Origin of the sequence: Nostoc flagelliforme FACHB-838 (genome assembly GCF_014698065.1) — a bacterium.
Classification (GTDB): domain Bacteria; phylum Cyanobacteriota; class Cyanobacteriia; order Cyanobacteriales; family Nostocaceae; genus Nostoc; species Nostoc flagelliforme_B.
Genome location: NZ_JACJSI010000004.1, coordinates 83,343 through 106,468 on the forward strand (window position 1 = coordinate 83,343; position 23,126 = coordinate 106,468).

Consider the following 23,126-nt stretch of genomic DNA (forward strand, 5'->3'; position numbering starts at 1 on the left):
ATTTAATGACGAGGATTCACTGAGTTTGTTTCTGACTGTTTTTGAACTTGTCTATAAGCGTATTCCGAAGATACAAGTACTTATTATGATAGGAAGTGTGTGCGATCGTTTAGGCGTAGTCCGTCGTAGACATAGCCCCTCAGAATTTGTATCCTGTTAATGTGCATCACTGAAAGTAAGAGGCGAAACACTCATAAGACGCAAAATGAGTGTCATTCTGTTCCCCAATGTTCTTTTATTCCTTATGTTCACATATCTTCAGCCATTGAATAGAGGCGAATCGGCTGACTGCGAACTCATTACTTTCATTATAAATTTATTTGCTAGAAATTGGAAAATATTTTCGCTTTCTTAACGAATGATTTAGTATCTGCTTTGTATGTATTTAAGATTGCTGCTGACGCTCTTTAATCTCTGCGATCGGTAATAGCAAGGTATCTTCTATTTGCTGTCGCACTTCCCGGCTGACATAACAATCACTATGTAGACACTCGACCAGTAATTCATTAGCTTCGTAATACTGCTTAAGCAATTCCTTTTGCTGTTTACTGAACTGCCAGTTATGGCCAATATTGCGATACTGAATAATCAAGCTTCGGAAATTTTCAGTCCAGGCTGAAAGCTTCTCTTCTTGCCATTTATGAAAGCAGATTTCATCTTTCCAATTTGGAATTTCCTTTTCGAGTTTTCGTAATGATTGTTGCAGAACAGAATCAATATCAACACCAGCAATAAGAGGGATAATCAAATCGGAGTCAATACTGTCATCTAGAGCATGAGCAACAGTGGTAGCAAAACAGAAATCGAGAGTCAAGTCAGCAGGGTTGAGTTCTAAGTCTCCTTCAAAAATAAAAGTAGAATCAAGATTAAAGGCAAGGATCGGATAAAAATCTAGATCAGGAGCATGTTTGGAGGCAGGAGCAAGAGTAAGGTCAAAGTAAAAGACTTGAATTGCTTCTAGCTTGTGAAGAACCTTAACTGAAAGAGATTTCTCGTTGACCCACTTTAGAAATTGCTGCAATTTCTCATCAGCAGCAAAAAGCGAATCAATTTTCTCTTTTATCAAAAGTAACAAACAGTCTGCACTTGGTGACATCCCAACCGCCAGCAAAAAGACCTCTCGCCAGCGTTTCTTAGTAATATGGCTAACAAGATTTTGCAGCGCTTCCTCTGATGACTGTCTCACAACCACAAATTCTCTAGCTGTGAAATACTCATGAAATGTCAGGTGAGAAAATGAGTAAATCCTTTTGGCTCTTGCGACAACTAGCCCATGATGATGCTCAATTGAACGCAAAACTTGCTCACTGTCAAGTTGCAATGTTTCTTCGTCAGTATTAGCACCGGGTAAATTGCGAATGTATTCTGTAATGTAGTGTTCTGCTACTTTCTGCTTGAAAAAATATTCACTCCCCTCAAAAGTAGTCAAAGCCATTTTGCTGAGTAAATCTTCTTTACGCTGGACTGATAGCTTTTTGTAAATCTGGTCGCGTTGAATTCCCCGCTTGGCATCCCATTTTTTCAATAACGCATCTAGTCCTTCTTTGTATAACTCAGAACGATTTGCAGGGAAATCTCCTGACTCTTCAAATGCTAAACAAAGCAACGTTAGCAGCATAGGACTTGCAGCAAGTTCTTTAATTCGGTTATTGTCTTCGAGACGTTTGATAAAAGCCTCTGGTTTTACAGCTTTATCCTTAAACCAGTCATTGGCAAAGTTGGAAATTTGGTCATCATCAAAATCAGCAACTTCTACGTCTGTGAACTTCTCAAAGGTATACTCCCGTGCTGCAATACGACAAGTCATCACAAACTGATTGTTTGGGAAACGGTCAGAGAACTCACGAATTTCCTTTAAGATGCGATCGCTATCCTCTTCTCTAACCTCATCCAACCCATCAAGTAAAACTAATGCCTTGCCATAAGTTATTACATCTCGAATAGAAGAGATAGGATTTATCGTCTCTTCAGTGATGTATTGCAATAATCCAGGTTTGTTTGCAGCTTCCGCAAAGCTTTTGAGGGTGACAAAAATCGGTACACGTTCAGCCTGAAACTCACCTCCAATACACTGAATCGCTAAATACTTCAAAAATGTGGTTTTACCTGCTCCTGGTTTACCTAAAATCATTAGCTTGGAATACTTCTCAACCGCTTGCAGTCCTGGCACTCGTTTTTCAGTAATTCTGTTAAGTCCAAAGAGGTCAAAATCCTGGCTACTAGACTGTTCTAATAATTCATCAATTCCTAACCGTCGCTGTCCAGTGATTTTCTCTAATATATTGACGCTAGTGTAAATGTCATTCAAGCCGATGGATTGAGGCGTATCCAGCACTCGCACTGTGCCACAACGTTCTTGAATGATGGGTTTTATCTTTTCGCGTACCTCTTGGACGATCGCATCAATATCAATGCTGTTGTCTTGGCTTACCTCTGGTTCAGTAGCTGCTTCAGCAACTATTTCTTCCCACTCTAGGTCTAGCCTGTCGCAAATCTGCACAAAGAGATTGCGGTCAACAGGTTTACCTGTAAAGAATTTTCCGATCGGCTGGCGAGTTACTTCTAACTCTTCAGCTAATGCCTTTTGAATTAAGGAATAACGAATTAAAGCTTTTTTTGCTTTTTGGATACCTTCTGGAGAACAAGAAAGCGATCGCCCGGACATAAGCTAACTATTACACTTTTGCTGATTCTAACTGCGAATTTGGCAATTCATCCTCATCGCATACACAAGTCACTCATATCGCAAGCCTGTCTTTAACCTTACAACAAACACTCACCTGTCAAAGTATGGATGTAGTGATTCAAATGATTTAGGAGTGAATCGATGTTATCCAAAAAATTTCCTTCAAGAGATGAAGTGCTGGCTGTTGTAACGCTAATTATGGTAATTGGTTCTCTCACTCTCGCAGTTATCGACGACAAAAGCCGCCCTCAATTTCTAGATTTAACAAAATTTGCTGTCGGTACATATATTGGATTGTTGATACCTCGGTCAAGGTCAAGCGATCGCGATGTCTAAGACGGACTACGCCTACGCAACTAGCCAATGACAATCCTAAATAACTTCTAAGAGACAAGATCCCCGATTTATTTGATAAGTCAGGGATTTGTAACTTTCAATTCCCACAAATCAAATAAGAATGTTTTCTTCTCAGTTAACACAAAGAAATAATTAAAAGCCTCCAGATGAGTTTCGTTTTTCTCCGAAGATAGCAAAAGTTCTTTATGGAACAAGAAAAATTGACTCATCATATTGTTAATTTTTGTAAAATTGATGTCTTCAAGACTAGAAACCTGATATCTAGATAGCTAAACTAACAAACAGTGCATCTGTACTGTTAATTATTAAAAGTAGATGTGGCGCTATAGCCTGAATGATCCCAGTACAACTTATCCTCAAAAACTTTCTCAGTTACCGTGATGCAACTTTAGATTTTGGCGGTTTGCATACGGCTTGTATTTGTGGTTCCAATGGTGCGGGTAAATCCTCCCTTTTAGAAGCAATCACTTGGGCTATTTGGGGTGAAAGCCGTGCCACTGCTGAAGATGATGTGATCTATTCTGGTGCTAAAGAAGTTCGAGTTGATTTCACTTTCCAAAGCAACCAGCAAAAATATCGGGTGATTCGTACCCGAATTCGGGGAGGTACTAGCGTTCTTGAATTTCAAATAGAAATACCATCTGGGTTTCGCTCACTCACTGGCAAAGGGGTAAGAGCGACACAGGATTTGATTTTAGAACATATCAAGCTTGATTATGATACATTTATTAATTCTGCCTACTTACGTCAAGGTCGTGCAGATGAATTCATGCTCAAACGCCCGACGGAACGCAAAGAAATTTTAGCGGAGTTGTTAAAACTCAATCAGTACGATGATTTGGAAGAACGGGCAAAGGAGTCTTCTCGTCAGTTCAAAGCGCGAGCAGTAGAGTTAGAGCGTTCTTTGGAGTCGATCAAAATTCAGCTGCAACAACGTGAGACAACCCAAGCGCAAAGACTAGAGTTAGAAGCTGAACTCAACCAACTGCAACAAGTGCAAGCTTTTGATAATATTCAATTGCAAAGTTTGCAAGTTGTCCAGCACCAGCGCCAAAATTGGGAACAACAACTCAATTTTATAAAGCAGCAATACCAAAATCTTACCCAAGATTGCGATCGCCTCCAACAAGAACAATCAGCTATTGGCTCTCAGCTATCAGATTTAGAAAAAATATTACACCAAGAAGATGAGATTAAAGCTGGATATGCCCAATATCAAAGTCTACAATCTCAAGAAGAAGCTTTTGCTGTCAAATTTGAAGAACACACCCGCGCCCAACAGAATCGTCAACAAAAGCAACAACAACTTACCAAACAAATCCACGAAATCGAACGACAACTGCAACAAGCCCAAGCGCAGCTAGAAGCTTTGCAACAGCAAGAGAGAGATATTCAGCAAACTCTGACTAAATCAGGTGAAGTAGAAGCCGCTTTGTCACAGCTAGCCGCAGCCCGTCACCATGTTGCTCGTCTTGATCAGTTGCAAATGCAAGTTACTCCCTTGTTGCAACAACGAGCAACTTTACAAAGCCAACTCGATCGCACTCATGCTGGTTTAGTAGCGCGACTCGAACAACTCCAAAGTACTGAAAACCAGTTGCAACGCCAGCATCGCCGCCAACCGCAACTGCAACAAGCGGTGATGGATGTAGCGATTCAGATTGAGGAACTGGAGAAAAAGCGGGTTTATCTACAACGAGTCCAAGAAAAAGGGCAAGAAAGGCGGCACTTTATCGAACGTCTGCAAGCTCATCAACGGGACTATGAAAAACTGCTGGGAGAATTAGAGCAGAAATTGCTTATGCTCCAAAATCCTGAAGCACTTTGTCCATTATGTGAACGTCCTTTAGACGAACATCACTGGAGTCGAGTGGTGGAAAAAACCCAGGCTGAGTTAGAGGATACTCAAGGGCAATTTTGGGTAGTCAGAGAACAAATGGCTGTGTCTGACAGAGAAATTCAGGTGCTTAGACAGGAATATCGGGAAATATCCCAACAATTGGCAGGCTATGATGGTTTACGCGAACAGCGGGGACAGTTGGCAGCACAGTTAGAAGCGACAACTGATGTGCAACAACAGTTACAACAAATTGCTGCCGAAAAACAGCATTTAGAGCGATCGCTCCAAGGTGGTGATTACGCTCCCGATAAACAAGCCGAACTCCGGCAGCTAGACCAATATCTGCAACAAGTTAATTATAATGAACAAGACCACGCCCTCGCCCGGAGCGAAGTTGAGCGGTGGCGATGGGCAGAAATTAAACAAGGGCAAATTAAAGATGCAACTAAGCGACAAGCGCAACTATTAGCCCGAAAACCAGAATTACAATCCCAAATTGCTCAATTACAAGCGAGAATCCAGCAAGATCAGATTGATTCTGAATGTGCTAAACAAATCGCCGCTCTTGAGCGTCACATTACCGAAATTGGCTACAGTTCCGAGCAGCACAACAATCTGCGTATGGCTGCAAAGAAAGCTCAATCTTGGCATTTGCGGTATCAACAACTGCTATCAGCCCAGCAGCAGTATCCGCAACTCCAGACGAGATTGCAAGAGTTAGAGGAGTCTAGAAGCGCCAGAGTAACGGAGCGGCAAAAACTTGGCGGACAAATCGAAAGTATTATTCAGCAATTACAAGCAACAGCTAACCCCTCCGCCCAAATTCAAGCTTTAGAGCAGCAGCTAGCAATACGCAGACGGCAACTCGATGAGCAAATTACAAAGTTAGGGCGTTTAGAACAGCTGGCGCATCAACTAGAAACGCTGCAAATTCAGTATGAAGAACAGCAACAGCAATTACAATCTTGCAAGCAAGAATATCGTGTTTATCAGGAATTAGTGCAAGCTTTTGGTAAAAATGGCATCCAAGCACTGATGATTGAGAATGTCTTGCCCCAACTGGAAGCTGAGACAAATCAACTACTTTCGCGGTTGAGTGGTAATCAGTTTCATGTACAATTTATTACTCAAAAAGCTGGGCGCAGTGCTAAATCAACCAAGAAAAATGCCAAGCTGATAGACACTCTAGATATTTTAATCGCCGATTCTAGAGGAACACGAGCTTATGAAACTTACTCTGGTGGGGAAGCGTTTAGAATTAACTTTGCCATCCGTTTGGCTTTGGCGAAACTATTAGCGCAACGGGCGGGGGCGGCGTTGCAATTGTTGATTGTGGATGAAGGTTTTGGTACACAAGATGCGGAAGGATGCGATCGCTTGATTGCCGCGATTAATGCCATCTCCTCCGATTTTGCCTGCATCCTCACCGTTACCCACATGCCCCACCTCAAAGAAGCTTTCCAAGCCAGGATTGAGGTGAATAAAACTCAGGAAGGTTCGCAGTTGAGTTTGTCAATTTAATTAAATTTAACCCGTGCATCAAGACCTAATGAGCGAAGCTTTTTCGTTAGTGTTTCTGCTTGTGCGCGATCGCTAAATGCTCCAGCATTCACATAATCCCCTAGATTGGATTGCTCTGTGATAGCGTTGGGTATATATTGTTGCACTCTGCTCAGAGTATCATTATTGGAAATTGGAATTATTACTCTGTAAGGGTTATTAGCAACTAATGTATTGCCATTGGGAACAGGTACTACATCATCATTTGTAGGAGGTAATACATAGCGAGTATTCTCAATATAATTGCCCCCAGTTGAGCTATTCAACCCTAAAGCTTCCCAAGTTTGCCGATCTACATTTCCAGTAGAATTCAATCGAGAAGATTGCTGGAATGCAATTACAGATTGTGTGGTGTAATCGTTGAAAAAGCCATCAGGATTGGTATTAGAGAAACCTAATTGCCACAAACGCTCTTGAACTAATCTGACATTCTCTCCCTGATCGCCTACAGTTAGATAATCTCTGCCTGATTGTTGAGTACCACCTGTGGAGGCTCTACGCACTGAGTCCAAAACTTGAGCATTGGCAATGCCATCAACAGGTAAGCCATAATTTCGCTGGAATGCCATTACAGCTTCTCTAGTCATTGGGCCAATATTCCCAGTGGCATCAGCATTTAAATAACCTAGCTGCCGCAAACGTACTTGTAGTTCTCTCACTTGTTGAGTAGAGAGACGGGAGCTAACTGAAGTGGGAGAGGAACCCATTAATGCATTCCAAGTTTGTCGATTCACAATCCCGGTAGCGGGTATGCGATAATTTCGCTGGAACGCAATTACAGCATCTTTAGTAATTCGTCCAAAATTTCCAGTGGGATTAGTATCAAAGTAGCCTAACTGCCGTAGACGCTGTTGCAATCTGGTGACGGCTGCACCAGTTTTGCCTTGAGAAAGAGTAGGGTATTGGCCAACAGGCGATGCCTGCGGCGAAGTGCGCCCACGCAATGCGCCAGTGCTATTAGAAGTTATACCTTGACATGTTCGTTGCAAGGCTCGTTGAGTACTAGCACCTACGACTCCATCAGCATTTATTCTATTGGCTTGCTGGAATTTGATCACAGCATTTTGAGTCAAGCTAGCAAACTTACCTGTCACTGGCCCGTTAAAGTAGCCTAACTTTTTTAAACACCTCTGGTTTCTGCTAACTTCAGGCCCATTACTTCCTACTTTCTGAAGTGCTAAAGCTTGCCCAGCTATACTCAGAAGCCCTGTGATCAGTGCCAGAGACAGAAGACGCATCGCCGTACCGCTAGATAACTTTTTCCAATTCAAAAATTTGAAATCAGCTACGGTAGGAACAACCTTGATACTTTCGGATGTCTCGCAGACTGAGGCGAGCTTGGTTAAATAGCTATCTACCCCTGTTTTCACTTGCTTTGTTCAAGTTGTTATGGCTATAAGAAAGTATACCACTTTCTCTGTGTGATAAAGAATTGTCGTATGATTCTTTACAAGTAATTGACCTAGCCCTAATAGTAAAGGGAATTGGGGACTGGGGAAGATTAATACCCAGTACCTTTGACTGTGATGGGTTTTTGGCTATAAAAGTTGTAAATTTAGGGACATTTTATCAAGAAAATAACGGGTGCTAGCTATTAGCAGCCTGCGTTGCATCTCGATTGTTATTGTTCTTACTGTGGTTGTTCTGTATTTTCTGGTTTTTCAGGTTGTTTTTCATCAACTTTTTCAGTATTACCTGCTTTTACCCAACCTTCTTGTTCACTACCTTCCAAACGAATCTTTTGCCAGGCTTTATCTTCGCTTTCTTCCAGGATAATAATTTTTTGATTAAAACCTACCCCACCAATACGTTCAGCTTCTTGATTTGGTTTTGCTCGTAAACTCAAGCCTTCAGCCCAATTAACACGTCCTCGATAAGCTCCCGATGGTAATGGCTTTGTTGATGGGGTAGCTTTAGGCGATACTGTCGGATTAGAGGTTGAGCTTGGAGAAGATTTAGTATTTGTCCCAGGTGTAAGGGTGGGTTTAGCTCCTCCAGGCTCGGTTGCTTTTGGAGCTTGAGCTTTCACCGAGGGGCTATCATTGGAATAAATGGGTTTGGCAGGGGGTATGCCAGTACGATTCATGAAATAGAGTGCAATTGCAGCGCCGCCACCTATTAACACAGCGATCGCTAAGAAAAACCCCAGTATAAACTTTGTTAAGCCAGACAACATAATTAAAACCTGATTATCAAGAGTCAAACAATTTTGGATTTTAGATTTGCGATAGCAACGAACGAGCGTATTTTAGTTCGACTACACCCACTCCTGGGTTGCAGCTTGGGGATTTTAAATTTGTTCCGCACAGAAGTGGAGGGGTTTGAACCAAAAAACCAATTCTATTATCCAAAATCTAAAATTGGCACAGTTAAGGGTGAAGGAGAACCAGTCATCTCCGTATTTTCCCCATTGAGAGGAGTAGCGTTAAACTGGCTCTCTAGGGTTACGAGTAGAGAAGCAAGTAACCCATTGTGTATAAGAAATCAATAGTCCATAATAATTCATCATTAACTATTGAATATGGATTTTTGACTAACTAATTATTGTAGCTACTGCTGAATAGACATCAACCGAATTTAAATATGCGTTATTCATAACCCTTATAGAGACGTAGCACTGCTACGTCTCTACTTTGTCTAATGCGTTCACGTACTGCGCCGGAGGCGATCGCTCAAAGGACTGTGTTTAGATGCTAAACGCGCTCTCCCAGCAGCAGCCCATTCTTGGAGTTGCTGAATTTGCTCTACAGCAGTTCGCGCCAAGGGGATGATCTGACTGGCTGCTTCTAAAATGTCGTCATTAGCAAAGTCTCGATTTTGGCTAAATCCAATGTGCATCGCTTCAATTAAAGTTTGCTCAATCTCCGCCCCAGAAAAATCGGGTGTCTCATAAGCTAATCTGTCGATGTCATAACTTTTCAAGTTATGGGGGCGCAGTCGGGATAAATGAACATCATAAATTGCTTTTCTCTCTTCTTGGGTGGGCAAACCCACAAAGAAAATTTCATCAAATCGCCCCTTACGAAGCATTTCTGGCGGTAAGGCTTGGATGTCGTTGGCGGTGGCAACGACAAACACGGGTGAGGTTTTTTCGGCTAGCCAGTTAATAAAAGTGCCAAACACACGGCTGGCTGTTCCTGCATCACCTTTGCTACCAAGTCCGGCAAAGGCTTTATCTATTTCATCAATCCACAAAATACAGGGAGCAAGGGCTTCAGCTACTTGGATCATTTGCCGAGTGCGAGATTCTGATTCACCCACCAAACCACCAAATAACCTTCCTACATCCAGACGTAGCAAGGGTAAATGCCAGTGATGAGCGATCGCTTTTGCTGTTAACGATTTACCGGTTCCCTGAATACCCACCAACATTAAACCACGGGGGTGCGGTAATCCGTACTGTCGCGCCTTATCAGTAAATGAGCCTCCTCGACGAATCAGCCAGTCTTTCAAGTTATCCAGTCCGCCGATATCAGAAATTTGCTCAGTGGCGGGGTAGAAGTCCAGGATTTGAGTTTGGCGAATAGTTTGGCGCTTTTCTTCCAAAACGAGATCCACGTCTTCTGGTCGCAATTCTCCGTGGGTAGCGATCGCCTTTGCTAACACCCGGCGAATCCGTTCCATCGAAAGCCCTTGACAAGAGCGCACTAAGTTATCTAAAACTTTGCCAGAAAGTGAGTTACCAGTACTTTGTAGCAAGCGTTCCACCTCAGTTTTAATTTCTGGAGCGGCGGGTAAGGGAAACTCCACGACTGTCAACACTTCGGTCAAATCGTCAGGGATGGCGATGCGGGGCGACAGTAGTACAATATTTTTTGGTTGCGATTTGAGAAGTCGGGCAAGGTTGCGGAGTTTGCGAGCGATCGCTACATCATCTAAAAAGCGATGATAATCTCGTAAAATCAAGACCGCAGGTGCGGAAGCTGGTAATTTTTCGACAAATTCTAAAGCTTGCAACGGGTTACGCCGCCCAAACCCAACATCATTGGGGTTTCCTTGGTAGCCATCGACAAAATCCCAAGTATACACTGGGCGATTACCCTGGTTGGTTGCTTCTTCCCTGATAGCTGCTTCTACCCGTTCTTCTTCATAAGTGGGAATATAAATTAAGGGGTAACGGGCACGTAGCAGCAGTTTAAACTCTTCACGAAAGTTCATATATAGCTGTGGTTATTAGTTCTTCTCTCATTGTTCAGGTTTGTATCACCTCTCACAACTAAAAAACCAACATCAACCAAGTTCATAGCGGTTGCGAGTGCGATCGCTCTATGTGAGATATTTTTTAAAGGTGAGCGCTTTTTTACAGCAGAAATCATGTATTTGAACCACACGGTAGGAGCGCAAGGTCTTGCGCTCCTACCGTGTGGTCTATTCACCTGAAAATAGCTGTAAACTAGAAACCCGACTTCTTCAAGAAATCGGGTTCTATATAAATCTCATAAATTAACTGAGTAAAGTACTAAATACGTTACTAGCCTGGAAGTTGCTTTTTCAGTGCTTCCAGAGAAGCCCAACGGTGATCGACTGGAGTTGCAGGACTATCAGAACTATCAACTGTATTACTTACAGAAATACCTGGACAATTGCGATCGCACAGCTGGCGCAGGGGTACTGCCAAGCACATCTGCTCATACAGCCATTCGTTAGGATAAAAATAACCATCGGGCGGTAAGCTTTCAAGCAATTCTTCCATAACCACTTCCCTTTCTAAGGGCAAGTCATTTTGCTGATTTGCAGTTTCGTCTAACCAGATGATTTCCTTAGTATCAAGCCCTAAACGTCGATTGTATTGCTGCAAACAGCGGTTGCAGGTACAAGTAATAATTGTTTCTGCCTGACCGGAAACTTCCAAGTAATTGCCATGATGCTGCACGCGCAGATGACCGCGAACTGGTGTCAACGTTTCCAGACCAGGCAGAAATTCATTAACCTGAACTTCCTCTGTCCGCTCCGATGCTCTAATTAGCTGCGGAATATAAATTGCGTCCATAGGATTTGTGAGACATCCTCACTAAAATTTATCTTGATTATCAGCAATTAATTATACTGATATTACATCTTTACTTTATCTCTTAAAAACAAGAGAAATTTTGAAATTATATGGTTATGAGTTTTCAATTAACTCCAAACTCATAACTCCTAACGTACAAACGCGATTAATCGCCTCTCTCCTAACTCCCAACTCCTTCCAACGAAGTTGGACGAACAACCAAATGACGATGCGGTTCTTTTCCACGACTAAAGGTTTCTAAATCTCCAAACTCCTTCAAGAAGGTATGAACTTGACGCCGTTCAGCAGAACTAAGAGATTTGATTTCCACTTCTCTACCAGAAAAGCGCACTTCATCGGCTGCTGCTTCTGCTAATGCGCGAATTTCTGCTTCTCTTTTGACTCGGTAGCCATTTAACTCAATAGTGTAAGAGGCTTGTTCTTCTGGTGGTTGGCTTAGGTTTAAAACCGAATTTGCCAGATACTGAATTGCATCTAATACAGAACCGTCAGCACCAATTAATATTTGGATTTGTTCTGATGTCAAATTGGTTTGGTCAATTGTCAACCAGTAGTTATCTGGTTCTGGGGAATCGCCCTCTTGAGATTGAGAAGTTTCTAAATTACCCTGAATCTCAGCAGGTATTCCAGTGAGCTCTAGCAGTGTTTTTAACCACTCCTGACCTCGCTGCATCAGAATGTTGCTCATGATCCCCCTGCTGCTTTTTTCTTAGCACTTTTTGGTTCAAAGGGCAGTGCCTTTTGTTCTGTGACTGCTGCTTCTTTCTCCTGGGTGGCTACGATTTTTTGCAGTTCTTCTGGTAGAGGTTCGCGGGAAAGAAGATAAGTTTGTGCGGTTTGGAAAATATTACCAATCACCATATACATCAGCACCCCAGCTGGTAGGGGAAAGAACAAGAACATCCCAGAAAAGATAACGGGGGTGATTTTGTTAACTGTATCTTGCTGCGGATTGCCACCACTGGAATTTTGCCCAGAAAGCAGTTGGCTAACATAAAGGCTGATTCCAAAGAAGACGATCATAGCGACAATATCCCAGTGGATTGTACCATCTGGATCTTGTGCGCCAACCCTTCCTAAAGCATCAATGAATAAAAAACCTTTTTCTGCTGCTAGTCCAGGAATTGTTCCTTGAATACTAACTTCTCCAGGTTGCAAGGCTTCTACATTCCCATCTGCATCAATTTTTATCCGATCTTCCCCTTTGGTGACTTTCCACTCAGGAACTAGCTTATTTTCTGGGTGTTCTGCTAAGAGTACCTGAAATGGTTTGCCCTGAACGGTCTGATATTGGATCTTAGTTTGTTCTCCCACCGCTAGTTTGTTACCACTAGGAAGGATGGCAGCTACTTTAACGTGTTCTCCATCAGCAATATAAATATTTTGAGGAGCAGTGGCAAAGGCTTGCGGTTGAATTTGTTCGATTTGTTCTGCAGGAAGAATTTGCAGGTTAACGCTGTAGTTCGCACTTGCAAAAGGCGAACCCCGCAAAGTAGCAAACAGTGCTAATAAAACCGGCATTTGCACTAGTAATGGAAAACAGCCTGCTAAGGGGTTGCCAAATTCTTTTTGAACATTGACCATTTCCTCCTGCTGCTTTTGCGGTTCATCCTTATAGCGCTCTTTAATTTCTGCCATCCGCTTCTGCATCAGAGGTTGTACAATTCGCATTTTCCGCATATTGCGAATTGAGCCAGCACTCAGGGGATAGAGCGCGAAGCGGACTATCAGGGTCAAAGCAACGATCGCTAATCCGTAGCTAGGCACAATACCATAGAAAAAATCTATGATTGGCAGCATCACGTTGTTCGAGAGAAAGCCGATACCAAAATCCATTATTCTGAATTCAACCTGAGGTACTGTAAACTGAATCTAATTTATCTAAATCATCATTTGTCGGCGACTATCTTTCGCTACGGATAGCCGCACATTCAAATTAGGCATTGGGCACTTGTACTGAGCGATTTGCCTTGACTTGTGTCGAGCAAAGTCGAGGTAGCGAAGTCGAAAGGAGCCATTGGCGCAGCCTCTCGTAGAGAAGTATTGGGTATAGAGCATTGGTTCTTCTCCCCCTGCTCCCCTGCTCCCATCACTTATTGACAGTGGCGCTATATTCAGGATTTTTCGCAGCAATTCTTTCGTTGATGTAGTCATAGACTTCCCTAAACTTGGGAATTGCACGCAATTCAAGGCGACTGCCGTTTTTTAGGGTTAGTACCATATCTCCCCAAAAGCCGATGCCACGGGGAACTTTGACGACTTTGACAATTTCTGAGTAAATTACGTCAGTGCGATCGCGTCCTTGCCAACCTCCAATCACAGTAATTCGGCGATCGGTGATGCGGAAACGCAGCCACAATGCCCTGACAATTGCCCCAACTGTCAACGGTATGCCGACAACGGTTAGCCCAATCAGCAGGTTGACAATTAAATCCCCACGATGGGGGCCACCTTCATAATAAACATCTTCACGAATTCCCATCGAACACCTCAGCTTGTGCCAACAACTGCTCTAATTCTTGCAGAAATTGTGGGCTTACGCACTTAGATTCTGCTGCTGTAGGTTTAACAATGAATACTAGCCGCCATCCTGGTGATAATTTTGGCAGCAAATTATATAAAGCAGAAGTAATTTGCCGTTTGATTCGGTTGCGAACTACTGCCCTTTTGCTGACTTTTGTACTTATAGAAATGCCAATCCGCGTGCTGGCAAGATGTACTGAGTCATTTGCTTGTATAGCTTGGGTGGCAGTGTCCAAAGGAGGTTTTGGTGAATATAACGGCTTTAAGGCTCTCAGTGTTAGATAAGAGCCATTACGCCGAATTCCTTCCCGGAAAACTGCCTGGAAATCCTTTCGGGATTTTAGCCGATTTGCTTTAGGCAAAGCCACAGATGCTTTGATCTACCCTAAACGCTCAAACGGTGACGTCCCTTTTTTCTCCTAGCGCTAATTACGTTTCTGCCGTCTGGTGTCCGCATTCTGGCGCGAAAACCAGAGGTTCTTTTTCTCTTACGGCTAGTACCGCCCAGTGTTCTTTTCATACTGTTCTCCTCTTAGGTGATTTTTATAAAAACTCACAATCTCCAATTGTATCACTTTATTAGGGAATTGTAAATTGGGCCTTGATAATAGAGAAAGAGGGGAGGAGCGTTGAGTTACTAGTTATTATCCCTCCCCAGTCTCCAGTCCCCACTCTTAGTTAATGCTCAAAATCCATGTTCCCATGTAGCGCAGTAGTGGCACATCGCCAGGAGAAAGCACTTGACAGTTAAAATAGTAAACTCCGCCGAAGGCTGGGTTTTTCACGTTAGATAAGACTACCTCAACTGCACTACCTGCCGGTACTGGCTCTTCGGGAAAAATATTAATTAGCTTACCTTCTTTGTCCCACTTCACCTCAGAAAGCGGAACTGCTTTGCCTTTGACTCGGACTTCAATGTTTTTCTGGTCAAAAGTTCCTTTGTAATAATCAGGGTAGGTAATGGCAAATTGACCAACTGCTAATTTCATTCTTTTGGCTGGAATCCTTAATATGTATCGATCCCAACCATTAGCTTGTCCACCAAAATCTAACCTAAAGGGCAGCTGATTTTCGGCTTTGACACCGCTAAACAGCGTAAATCCAGGTAAACTTTGTGCCCAAGTCAGGGCTGGTAATCCAGTAACCAAAAAGCTAGTCACGGCTAAAGCAGAAAGTAAACGTCGCATAATCAGGCTTCCTCTACCAAAATATAAATCTGTTATCTAAAATAACTGTGTGTTAGTATTCTCTACTAAACTTTATTACTGACTTCCTGACAATGGACGCTTAATTGCCATCAAAAGTGCCATCAGTCCTGAATTTTACCTGACAGTAAGATTACTTAGTAATAAATTTAATGCGTAGCCTTAAATTTACTTGATTACCCTTGTAGAGTCCTGAATTGGAGTACTAAATTGGTCAAATTTGAAGTAGATAGAAACACAGTCGGGATTAGATTGTATTGCCAAATATGTATAAGTGTATCTAAATTTGATGATTTTGTTATAAAAATTGAGCCGCACCCTCAGCGATCGCCAGTTAAGTTGGGCTAAATTGATTAAAATAAGTTGGAATCGAAGTCGTAATCATTAAAATTTGATTTGGAAATTATAAAGCTTTCAAAATTTGGTCAATATTACTCTATAAGAAAGGAATACCAAAATTTCTCAATCCCGAAAACAAGCTGAAGATAAAGATGCAAAATTTGGGAATCGACATAGGATGTGCAATACGTAACCCTGTTTGCAACTATCTTAAAATATGACATCTGCGAACGGCAAAGTCAGGCTTTGCGTGGACAGCTAACAGTGGGAGAGAAAAGTTTCAAGGTTCAATCTACAAGTAAAAGTCATGGCTGATTTTGCCGCCTAAGTACTATAGAGTGCGGAATACTCTCATCTAGACAATCGCTTACTTGGCAGAGATTAGGTATTTATCTTCAGGAGATTTCATGAGAATAGCAGTTGCTAAAGAAATTGAAGTTTGTGAACGTCGTGTGGCATTAATTCCTGACACCGTTGCTCGATTGGTAAAACAAGGTTTAGAAGTTTGGGTAGAAACAGGTGCAGGAGAACGATCATTTTTCAGTGATTCTGACTATCAAGGCGCAGGAGCCACAATAATCAGTGATACTGCCAAATTATGGGGCGAAACAGATATTCTGCTGAAAGTAAGTCCACCGCAAGAACGAGAAGATGGACGCTCAGAAATTGACTTGTTAAAGGAAGGGGCTGTTTTAGTCAGTTTCCTCAATCCTTTGGCAAATCCTGTTGTAGCACAGCAACTAGCAAATCGGAAAGTCACAGCCTTGAGTATGGAAATGATTCCCCGTACTACCAGGGCGCAAAGTATGGATGCTTTGTCCTCGCAAGCTTCATTAGCCGGTTATAAAGCAGTATTAATTGCCGCAGCTGCATTACCGAAATATTTCCCGATGTTAACCACAGCCGCAGGCACGATCGCTCCAGCGAAAGTATTTATTATGGGCGCTGGTGTAGCCGGATTGCAAGCGATCGCCACCGCTAGACGTTTGGGAGCAGTGGTAGAAGCCTTTGATATTCGTCCCGCCGTCAAAGAAGAAGTGCAAAGTTTAGGGGCAAAATTCGTTGAAGTCAAATTAGAAGAAGAAACCGTCGCTGCTGGTGGTTACGCCAAGGAAATTTCCGAAGCTAGCAAACAACGCACTCAAGAAGTTGTCGCCGAACACGTCAAAAATTCTGATGTGGTGATTACCACCGCCCAAGTTCCTGGGAGACAAGCTCCACGGCTAGTTACAGAAGAAATGGTGGCACAAATGAAACCAGGTTCAGTGATTGTGGATTTGGCTGCTGAACAAGGTGGTAACTGCGCCTGCACCGAACCCGGTAAAGATATTGTATGGAACGGTGTGACAATTATCGGCCCCATCAATCTCCCATCATCGATGCCAATTCACGCCAGCCAATTGTATGCCAAGAACGTTACGTCATTGATGCAACTGCTAATTAAAGACAAAGCTTTGCAGGTTGACTTTAGCGACGACATCGTTGATGCAGCTTGCGTTACCCATGCTGGTGAAATTCGCAATCAACGAGTGCGGGATGCTCTACAAGCTTTGAATACTCAACAATCGGCGGTTAATTAGGGAGATGAGGGAACTGGGGATTAGGGACTAAGGAAGAGTTTTCCCAATGCCCTATGTCTATTTATACAAGGAGTTTTGATTTCATGACAGAGGCATTACTTGCTGCTTTGTTTGTATTTGTTTTGGCATCTTTTATCGGCTTTGAAGTCATCAACAAAATCCCACCGACTCTACACACGCCGTTAATGTCAGGCTCAAACGCGATTTCTGGGATTGCAGTACTTGGAGCAATAGTTGCTGCTGGTGCAAAAGACACAAGTGTGTCAGTAATTCTCGGTTTGATTGCTGTAATACTGGCGACAATCAACGTTGTGGGTGGTTTTTTAGTGACAGACAGAATGTTGCAAATGTTCAAGAAGAAGGAGATTAAGGCGTGAGCGACTTTTTACCAACTGGCATTCAGCTGACGTACTTAGTCGCTGCATCATTATTCATTCTGGGCTTGAAAAAGCTGGGATCACCTGCTACGGCGAGAAATGGTAATATTGTAGCGGCTGTAGGGATGCTACTGGCGATCGCAGCGACAATGCTCGATCAGCATGTGTTGAACTACCAGATGATATTGTTAGGCTTGGCAATTGGATCGGGAATTGGTGCGATCGTTGCCTACAAAGTCCAAATGACTGAAATGCCCCAAATGGTGGGTTTACTCAACGGTTTGGGTGGTGCAGCTTCGGCATTAGTAGCCGTTGCCGAATTCTGGCGATTATTAGATAGTTCTCAGGCGATACCCCTAGATGTGAACATTTCCATGCTATTGGACGTGTTAATCGGTGGTGTTACCTTCACAGGTAGTTTTTTAGCCTTTGCCAAATTGCAAGGTTTAATTAGCGGTTCCCCGATTACATTTCCATTCCAGCAACCATTTAACCTCTTGCTTTTGGGTGCTTATATAGTAGGTAGTGCTTACTTAATCATCACACCAGATAGCTTACCCATATTCTTGGGAGTGGTTGGCGTTTCATTGGTGCTGGGTGTGATGTTCGTCATCCCCATTGGTGGCGGCGATATGCCAGTAGTAATCTCGCTGTTGAACTCGTTGTCAGGTGTGGCGGCGGCGGCGGCTGGATTCGTGGTGATGAACAATATGTTAATCATTGCTGGTGCTTTGGTAGGAGCATCTGGCTTAATCCTCACCGAGATTATGTGTAAGGCGATGAACCGCTCCTTATTTAGTGTGCTGTTCAGCGCTTTTGGTACAGGTTCTAGTTCTGGTGGTGGTGCTGCTAGTGGTGGTGCAACCGATCAAAGTGTCCGCAGCATCGATCCTGAAGAAGGAGCGATGATGTTGGGTTATGCCCGTTCTGTGGTAATTGTGCCAGGTTATGGTATGGCAGTTGCCCAAGCGCAACATAGCGTCCGGGAATTGTCAGATCAGTTAGAAAAAATGGGCGTTGATGTCAAGTATGCCATTCACCCCGTTGCTGGGAGAATGCCGGGGCACATGAATGTGTTGCTGGCAGAGGCAAATGTGCCTTATACCCAGTTGTATGACATGGATGATATTAATCCCCAGTTCGATCAAGCGGATGTGGCTTTAATAATTGGGGCAAATGATGTAGTAAATCCGGCGGCGCGGAGTGATAAAAATAGCCCGATTTATGGTATGCCGATTTTGGAAGTAGATCGGGCGAAGCAGACGATTGTAATTAAGCGCGGGATGAGTACGGGTTTTGCCGGTGTAGATAATGAGTTGTTCTACAAGGATAAAACTACGATGCTTTTTGGTAGTGCAAAGGATATGGTGGCGAAGTTGGTTTCAGAAGTGAAGCAACTTTAACGAACCGCAGAGGCGCGAAGGGCGCGAAGTAAAGAAAGAATGTAGAGAGTTAGCTTGCCTTGGGAGTGTGATGCTTCTGAGGCAAGTTTTTTTAATGAATGGAGCTAGTTTTCTCAAATTTAACTGGATCTATCTAACCAGATCCGAAGTTCATCGTACAATTTTTGTACCAGATTAGTTCGGGAATCTGAAGTACAAACCTTATTATCACTCTCAATAGTTTGACTATTAGAAGTAGCTAGTGATAGTTGTGATTTTATCTGTGCTTGATTAGCACCTACGGTATATGGCTCTAGAGTTTGATAATTCAAACAGTCATCTGAAGTATTTTCTGGCAAAGTAAAAGGTTCTGAGGGAATAGCAGCGTTAGGAGTACTGTAGTCCCAAAAATCATAGTAATGCTTTACAAGCTGTTTGTGAATTTCTTCAAGATTTCCCTCAGTTACTATAATATCTTCAGTCACTACAACATCTGGCATTATTTCTTTCAAAACAATACCCTCTATTAAACGTATTTCTCTTCCAAATGAATCTTTTAAAATTCCATTTCCTGCAATACCTGTATCTTGCACAGTTGCTTCGATAACCCGAAAAACCAGAGTAAGACTCTCAAGTTTAGGGTGGTCAATTTTACGATATAGGGCAGAACCTTTTTGAGTCAAATCCCCTCCTGCGGCCTTAGCAAGTACGCTAGATGTACCAGATTGACACATGAAGTTAGGAGCTACAACTGTCCTGTAGTCAAGATATTGATTACGGCTTACCAAGAACCCCCAAGCTTGAATACTTTTCATAGTAAAGTAATATCCGATTCTGGAAAAGTATGATCGAGTTTATTTCTGATAGATAAGAAGCAATTGATTACATGCTTGAGCGCAGTTTCTTCATCAGACACTGCCTTAAGGGATGCTGCTTGTTCACGACGAAGTTCATCAGTTTTTTTGACTGCTGCCTCTTGTTTCTTCTGTGCTGGTTCTTCAGCATACTCAATCATTTTTTTTAAAATGTCTTCGGCAAATTGATACTTTTTAGGCAAAAGTTGCTGTATGTTTTGTAGAATTTTTAGTCCCCCACCAAAAACTTGACCTAATTTATCCCAAAAACTCAGGTCTGCTTTATCTTCAAGTGGTTTACTAAGTTCTTCTTCCTTCTTTCTCATAAGTTCCTCTAACTGGCTTTGTATCATATCTGGCAAAATACAAGCTAAAGGTACTTCTACATGAAATGGTTGCGGTAACTCCCCAGTTATTGCCATACTGCCATCTGGTTGCAATTTAGCAAAACCCATACCTACTGCACTTACTGGAATTAAGCGCACTGGTGTACCCTTTTTGTTACGCACTTTGACGAGATTGCTAAATTCCTCAATTTGTAGCAGGCGATCGCGTATTTGCTCTAATGTAAAGTTTCCTTGTACAATATCCCACTTACTAATAACAAAGTGAATTGGTTTATCATTATTCTGCATTACATGAAGCATATTGGGTAAATCGTTTATAGCCCAAAGTTTTCCTAGCTTTTCGTTACGCATTAATGCAGAAAGCCTTTGACCATCTAACAATCCCAGCATAGTTTCAGCTTCTTTAAGCTTGCTCTCAAATGCAGCGTCTTCTTCTTCCATTTCATCTGTTAGCCTGCCACCAGCATAATCCAAATAGGCAAATTTGCAAGCTGAGTAAATTGGCAGGTTTTCTGTCTGAACACGACAAGTGAAAGTCCATTCTGATATTTCGCTATATGTTGTCCCTTTTGGCCATTTCTCATCAACAGCAATTTGTGTATAGATGTTGTTCAGTCGCTTTCTTTTTTCTGCTCCATCAATTTCTAAAAAGAAGCCATGCTCTCCCTGCGTGGATAGCTTCTTATACATACTTGCCAAAAAGACTGTCTTGCCAGATCCAGATGGGCCTAGCATAATTACTGTGTAAGTATTCAAGACTATCTCCAGTTAGATAAGTGCTTTTTATTGATTGACAAAATAATCTCGAAGCTTTACCTAGTAGCTAAATAAAGATATTATTGTCAGCCATGAACCATTTTGGGTCAGACAAGGGCAAAATGCCTCAGCAATTTTACTTAGTAATAATAGAGTGTAACCATACTAAATCTTATGTGACTAGAAAAGAGTGATCGCTCTCTTCATCCTCTGTGTTCTCTGCGCCTCTGTGGTTCGTTAAAAAGTGCGATCACAAAATCTCCACACTGCGATCACTTTCTTCCGATTCTGTATTCTCTGAGCCTCTGTGATTCGTTAAACAAGGCGATCGCCTGAAAAATCTCCACACTGCGTAGGCGTTCGCGTAGCGTCTCTTAGAGAATCCCGCCAAAGGCATCGCCTGCAAAATCTCCACCGTGCGATCGCTTGGTTCATTTTCTAAATTTCTTGCCATTCTCTAGCATCAATAAAAATAGATAGATGTTTTTTATTGCTTGTGGCAATAATAACCTCATGCCCATAATTAGCAACTAAAATAGATTGAGATGCCAAAATTACATCACCATCTAAAGCTTTATTATCTGCTGTCGATTTACCTTGATTTCTGACTTGTGCCCATAACTCTGCTGCTTTCAACATCACTTCTGTTGTAATAGGAAGATAAATAATTTCTGACTTTAGTTGATTAAGTTTTCTAATTCCTGATAATTTATTTGCCCTTAATAATTCCCGTCTAATTTCATAATCTATAATTTCTGGTAAAATTACTTCATATCCTCTCTCAAATAGCGTATAAAACCATTCTTGACATTGCGCAGCTAGAGGCGTTGCTTTTGGATTAGTAATTAATCCTACTGGTGCAGAATCTAAGATAATAACCTTACTCATCCTATTTTAAATAGAAATACCTTTCATAGATTCAATAATTTCTAAAATTTGTTGTTGTTCTTCTTGTTCATCTAACTCATTCCATGACTCAAATATTTTTTTGATGTTTGTTTTCCTTTCTTGTTGTTTGACGGCATCACTCTGATTAATTTCATGAATAGCATCTTCCCAGTTATTTAATAATGTCTGTTTCATCGTCACGCTTTGACGAAATAGACGGACAATTTGTAGTAATTCTGGTACATATTCTTCTGGAGTTTGTTGAATTTCTAATAAGAGTTCAGCGCGGGGTGTAGTTGATGATTGTGCTGTGATCGGTTGATTATTGCTCATAAATACCTTGTAAGTAGATAAGTTAAAAACACGAGTAGATATTAATCAGTTTTAGCACTAGTAGTTATATTATATTTTAGCGTGAATAGCTATTTTAGTTTACTGAGAACGTCCCGACCCTTACATGGTATTCAACCGATCAAGAATCGGTTCCTAATCGAGTGTGCCTATTGCGTGAGATAAAAAAGCGATCGCTTGCTTTTTCTTGAAATGCTTAGGCAAAGCCCGCCGTAGGCATCGCCTTCTGTGTTCTCTGCGTCTCTGTGGTTCGTTAAAAATAGCGATCGCTTGCTTTTTCTTGAAATGCGATCGCCTAATTTCACTTTTATAACAAATGCGATACTCCTGCGAAGTCACTTCGCGATCGCATTAATCTTTCAGTTGAAAACTGAGTCGTATTCCTTCGTCAAGTCAATTAACGATAAAATTTGCATATAGTCAAGTTAATAGAGTTATTTAGAATGAATATTTCCCTCAAACCTGAGCATGAGCAGTTTATTCAATCCCAAATTAAAGCTGGGAGATATGCTAATGCAGAAGAAGTTATGAACGAAGCATTCAAATTGTTACAAGCACGAGAACAACGTTTGGAAGAACTTCGGCAAAAAATAGTGATTGGAAAGGAACAAATTGCTAGAGGAGAGGTTATAGATGGTGAGATAGTATTTGCTCAACTACAAGAAAAAATCAATCAAATTGCTGAGTCTCAAAAATGAGCAACTATTCTTTTTCTGATGAAGCAGTCAAAGATTTAAATACTATTTGTGAATATATTGCCCAGACTAGCCCCAGCGCTGCTAGTAAACTTTTTGATGCTATTCGCCAGAAATGCAAATTAGTTGCTGGATTTCCCAACATGGGAAAGAGTTATGAGCAATTATCTACGAATATACGAGGATTTAACATTGAAGAATATATCATCTTCTACTATCCCAGAGAAGATGGAATTGATATTGCCTGTGTCATCAATGGATATAGAGATTTGGAGTCACTATTTTTAGAATTAAAGTGAAATAGCCATAGCCTAATTGCACCTTCACAATAAAAAGCGATCGCATAACCTACGTCATTGGAAATGCGATCGCCCT

At 41.9% G+C, this 23,126-nt stretch carries 24 protein-coding genes; 7 read left to right on the forward strand and 17 right to left on the reverse strand.

Translation table 11 applies throughout. The annotated features are described in order from the left end of the window. Nucleotides 1-385: 385 nt before the first annotated feature. Nucleotides 386-2,665 (reverse strand): NACHT domain-containing protein, encoded by a 2,280-nt coding sequence (locus tag H6G97_RS03310; RefSeq protein ID WP_190939289.1) that lies wholly within the window; start codon nt 2,663-2,665, stop codon nt 386-388. 162 nt (nt 2,666-2,827) lie between these two features. Here H6G97_RS03310 and H6G97_RS03315 point away from each other — a divergent pair, with 162 nt between their 5' ends. Then, nucleotides 2,828-3,022, forward strand: coding sequence for a hypothetical protein (locus tag H6G97_RS03315; RefSeq protein WP_190939290.1), 195 nt, complete (start codon nt 2,828-2,830; stop codon nt 3,020-3,022). 355 nt (nt 3,023-3,377) lie between these two features. After that, nucleotides 3,378-6,404 carry an exonuclease subunit SbcC gene (gene sbcC, locus H6G97_RS03320; RefSeq protein WP_190939291.1) on the forward strand — a complete coding sequence of 1,009 codons (3,027 nt, stop codon included), beginning with the start codon at nt 3,378-3,380 and terminating at the stop codon, nt 6,402-6,404. On the opposite strand, the gene H6G97_RS03325 is transcribed toward sbcC, so the two are convergent. The 10 genes from H6G97_RS03325 to H6G97_RS03370 form a co-directional block, all read right to left on the reverse strand. Then, complete coding sequence (locus H6G97_RS03325; RefSeq protein WP_190939292.1) at nt 6,401-7,813, reverse strand: peptidoglycan-binding protein; 1,413 nt, start codon at nt 7,811-7,813, stop codon at nt 6,401-6,403. The genes sbcC and H6G97_RS03325 overlap by 4 nt on opposite strands. Nucleotides 7,814-8,073: 260 nt before the next feature. Further along, a complete protein-coding gene (locus H6G97_RS03330; RefSeq protein WP_190939369.1) occupies nt 8,074-8,619 on the reverse strand; it encodes an SH3 domain-containing protein in 546 nt (181 codons plus the stop codon). A 470-nt stretch (nt 8,620-9,089) separates the two neighbouring features. Further along, a complete protein-coding gene (locus H6G97_RS03335; protein ID WP_190939293.1) occupies nt 9,090-10,601 on the reverse strand; it encodes an AAA family ATPase in 1,512 nt (503 codons plus the stop codon). Nucleotides 10,602-10,914: 313 nt separating this feature from the next. Next, nucleotides 10,915-11,433, reverse strand: coding sequence for a YceD family protein (locus tag H6G97_RS03340; protein ID WP_190939294.1), 519 nt, complete (start codon nt 11,431-11,433; stop codon nt 10,915-10,917). 181 nt (nt 11,434-11,614) lie between these two features. Further along, nucleotides 11,615-12,142 (reverse strand): Jag family protein, encoded by a 528-nt coding sequence (locus H6G97_RS03345; RefSeq protein ID WP_190939295.1) that lies wholly within the window; start codon nt 12,140-12,142, stop codon nt 11,615-11,617. Continuing rightward, a complete protein-coding gene (gene yidC, locus H6G97_RS03350) occupies nt 12,139-13,290 on the reverse strand; it encodes a membrane protein insertase YidC (RefSeq protein WP_190939296.1) in 1,152 nt (383 codons plus the stop codon). The genes H6G97_RS03345 and yidC overlap by 4 nt, the downstream gene beginning before the upstream one ends. Nucleotides 13,291-13,543: 253 nt before the next feature. Beyond that, nucleotides 13,544-13,936 (reverse strand): PH domain-containing protein, encoded by a 393-nt coding sequence (locus tag H6G97_RS03355; protein ID WP_190939297.1) that lies wholly within the window; start codon nt 13,934-13,936, stop codon nt 13,544-13,546. Beyond that, nucleotides 13,923-14,345 (reverse strand): ribonuclease P protein component, encoded by a 423-nt coding sequence (gene rnpA, locus H6G97_RS03360; protein WP_190939298.1) that lies wholly within the window; start codon nt 14,343-14,345, stop codon nt 13,923-13,925. Before rnpA ends, H6G97_RS03355 begins: the two co-directional genes overlap by 14 nt. A gap of 17 nt (nt 14,346-14,362) precedes the next feature. Then, on the reverse strand, nt 14,363-14,497 hold the full coding sequence (gene rpmH, locus H6G97_RS03365; protein ID WP_099102484.1) for a 50S ribosomal protein L34: 135 nt from the start codon (nt 14,495-14,497) through the stop codon (nt 14,363-14,365). A 154-nt stretch (nt 14,498-14,651) separates the two neighbouring features. Further along, nucleotides 14,652-15,164 (reverse strand): DUF2808 domain-containing protein, encoded by a 513-nt coding sequence (locus H6G97_RS03370; RefSeq protein ID WP_190939299.1) that lies wholly within the window; start codon nt 15,162-15,164, stop codon nt 14,652-14,654. Between the two features lie 764 nt (nt 15,165-15,928). On the opposite strand from H6G97_RS03370, the gene H6G97_RS03375 reads away from it, so the two are divergent. The 3 genes from H6G97_RS03375 to H6G97_RS03385 all read left to right on the forward strand — a co-directional run bounded on the left by H6G97_RS03375 (nt 15,929) and on the right by H6G97_RS03385 (nt 18,881). Then, complete coding sequence (locus H6G97_RS03375) at nt 15,929-17,101, forward strand: Re/Si-specific NAD(P)(+) transhydrogenase subunit alpha (RefSeq protein WP_190939300.1); 1,173 nt, start codon at nt 15,929-15,931, stop codon at nt 17,099-17,101. 83 nt (nt 17,102-17,184) lie between these two features. Further along, on the forward strand, nt 17,185-17,478 hold the full coding sequence (locus tag H6G97_RS03380) for an NAD(P) transhydrogenase subunit alpha part 2 (RefSeq protein WP_069071329.1): 294 nt from the start codon (nt 17,185-17,187) through the stop codon (nt 17,476-17,478). Further along, a complete protein-coding gene (locus tag H6G97_RS03385) occupies nt 17,475-18,881 on the forward strand; it encodes an NAD(P)(+) transhydrogenase (Re/Si-specific) subunit beta (protein ID WP_190939301.1) in 1,407 nt (468 codons plus the stop codon). The genes H6G97_RS03380 and H6G97_RS03385 overlap by 4 nt, the downstream gene beginning before the upstream one ends. Nucleotides 18,882-19,000: 119 nt before the next feature. Here H6G97_RS03385 and H6G97_RS03390 read toward each other — a convergent pair whose 3' ends face one another. The 6 genes from H6G97_RS03390 to H6G97_RS03415 form a co-directional block, all read right to left on the reverse strand. Beyond that, nucleotides 19,001-19,543, reverse strand: coding sequence for a hypothetical protein (locus tag H6G97_RS03390; RefSeq protein ID WP_190939302.1), 543 nt, complete (start codon nt 19,541-19,543; stop codon nt 19,001-19,003). A gap of 128 nt (nt 19,544-19,671) precedes the next feature. Continuing rightward, nucleotides 19,672-20,817, reverse strand: coding sequence for a hypothetical protein (locus tag H6G97_RS03395; RefSeq protein WP_242054794.1), 1,146 nt, complete (start codon nt 20,815-20,817; stop codon nt 19,672-19,674). A gap of 250 nt (nt 20,818-21,067) precedes the next feature. Then, nucleotides 21,068-21,271 (reverse strand): hypothetical protein, encoded by a 204-nt coding sequence (locus H6G97_RS03400; RefSeq protein ID WP_190939303.1) that lies wholly within the window; start codon nt 21,269-21,271, stop codon nt 21,068-21,070. Next, on the reverse strand, nt 21,256-21,705 hold the full coding sequence (locus H6G97_RS03405; protein WP_190939304.1) for a type II toxin-antitoxin system VapC family toxin: 450 nt from the start codon (nt 21,703-21,705) through the stop codon (nt 21,256-21,258). Before H6G97_RS03405 ends, H6G97_RS03400 begins: the two co-directional genes overlap by 16 nt. 6 nt (nt 21,706-21,711) lie before the next feature. Next, complete coding sequence (locus H6G97_RS03410; RefSeq protein WP_190939305.1) at nt 21,712-22,038, reverse strand: hypothetical protein; 327 nt, start codon at nt 22,036-22,038, stop codon at nt 21,712-21,714. Between the two features lie 153 nt (nt 22,039-22,191). Further along, nucleotides 22,192-22,395: a hypothetical protein gene (locus tag H6G97_RS03415; protein WP_190939306.1), complete on the reverse strand. Its 204-nt coding sequence runs from the start codon at nt 22,393-22,395 to the stop codon at nt 22,192-22,194. Between the two features lie 104 nt (nt 22,396-22,499). Here H6G97_RS03415 and H6G97_RS03420 point away from each other — a divergent pair, with 104 nt between their 5' ends. Then, nucleotides 22,500-22,754, forward strand: coding sequence for a type II toxin-antitoxin system ParD family antitoxin (locus H6G97_RS03420; protein WP_190939307.1), 255 nt, complete (start codon nt 22,500-22,502; stop codon nt 22,752-22,754). Then, nucleotides 22,751-23,050, forward strand: a complete 300-nt coding sequence (locus H6G97_RS03425; RefSeq protein WP_190939308.1) for a type II toxin-antitoxin system RelE/ParE family toxin — start codon at nt 22,751-22,753, stop codon at nt 23,048-23,050. The genes H6G97_RS03420 and H6G97_RS03425 overlap by 4 nt, the downstream gene beginning before the upstream one ends. Nucleotides 23,051-23,126 lie beyond the last annotated feature (76 nt).

Coding starts and splice junctions, on each gene's coding strand:
- H6G97_RS03310 (WP_190939289.1), bottom strand. CDS start 2,665: ATGTCCGGGCGATCGCTTTCTTGTTCTCCAGAAGGTATCCAAAAAGCA.
- H6G97_RS03315 (WP_190939290.1), top strand. CDS start 2,828: ATGTTATCCAAAAAATTTCCTTCAAGAGATGAAGTGCTGGCTGTTGTA.
- sbcC (WP_190939291.1), top strand. CDS start 3,378: ATGATCCCAGTACAACTTATCCTCAAAAACTTTCTCAGTTACCGTGAT.
- H6G97_RS03330 (WP_190939369.1), bottom strand. CDS start 8,619: ATGTTGTCTGGCTTAACAAAGTTTATACTGGGGTTTTTCTTAGCGATC.
- H6G97_RS03335 (WP_190939293.1), bottom strand. CDS start 10,601: ATGAACTTTCGTGAAGAGTTTAAACTGCTGCTACGTGCCCGTTACCCC.
- H6G97_RS03340 (WP_190939294.1), bottom strand. CDS start 11,433: ATGGACGCAATTTATATTCCGCAGCTAATTAGAGCATCGGAGCGGACA.
- H6G97_RS03345 (WP_190939295.1), bottom strand. CDS start 12,142: ATGAGCAACATTCTGATGCAGCGAGGTCAGGAGTGGTTAAAAACACTG.
- yidC (WP_190939296.1), bottom strand. CDS start 13,290: ATGGATTTTGGTATCGGCTTTCTCTCGAACAACGTGATGCTGCCAATC.
- H6G97_RS03355 (WP_190939297.1), bottom strand. CDS start 13,936: ATGGGAATTCGTGAAGATGTTTATTATGAAGGTGGCCCCCATCGTGGG.
- rpmH (WP_099102484.1), bottom strand. CDS start 14,497: ATGAAAAGAACACTGGGCGGTACTAGCCGTAAGAGAAAAAGAACCTCT.
- H6G97_RS03370 (WP_190939299.1), bottom strand. CDS start 15,164: ATGCGACGTTTACTTTCTGCTTTAGCCGTGACTAGCTTTTTGGTTACT.
- H6G97_RS03375 (WP_190939300.1), top strand. CDS start 15,929: ATGAGAATAGCAGTTGCTAAAGAAATTGAAGTTTGTGAACGTCGTGTG.
- H6G97_RS03380 (WP_069071329.1), top strand. CDS start 17,185: ATGACAGAGGCATTACTTGCTGCTTTGTTTGTATTTGTTTTGGCATCT.
- H6G97_RS03400 (WP_190939303.1), bottom strand. CDS start 21,271: ATGGCAAGAAATTTAGAAAATGAACCAAGCGATCGCACGGTGGAGATT.
- H6G97_RS03405 (WP_190939304.1), bottom strand. CDS start 21,705: ATGAGTAAGGTTATTATCTTAGATTCTGCACCAGTAGGATTAATTACT.
- H6G97_RS03410 (WP_190939305.1), bottom strand. CDS start 22,038: ATGAGCAATAATCAACCGATCACAGCACAATCATCAACTACACCCCGC.
- H6G97_RS03420 (WP_190939307.1), top strand. CDS start 22,500: ATGAATATTTCCCTCAAACCTGAGCATGAGCAGTTTATTCAATCCCAA.
- H6G97_RS03425 (WP_190939308.1), top strand. CDS start 22,751: ATGAGCAACTATTCTTTTTCTGATGAAGCAGTCAAAGATTTAAATACT.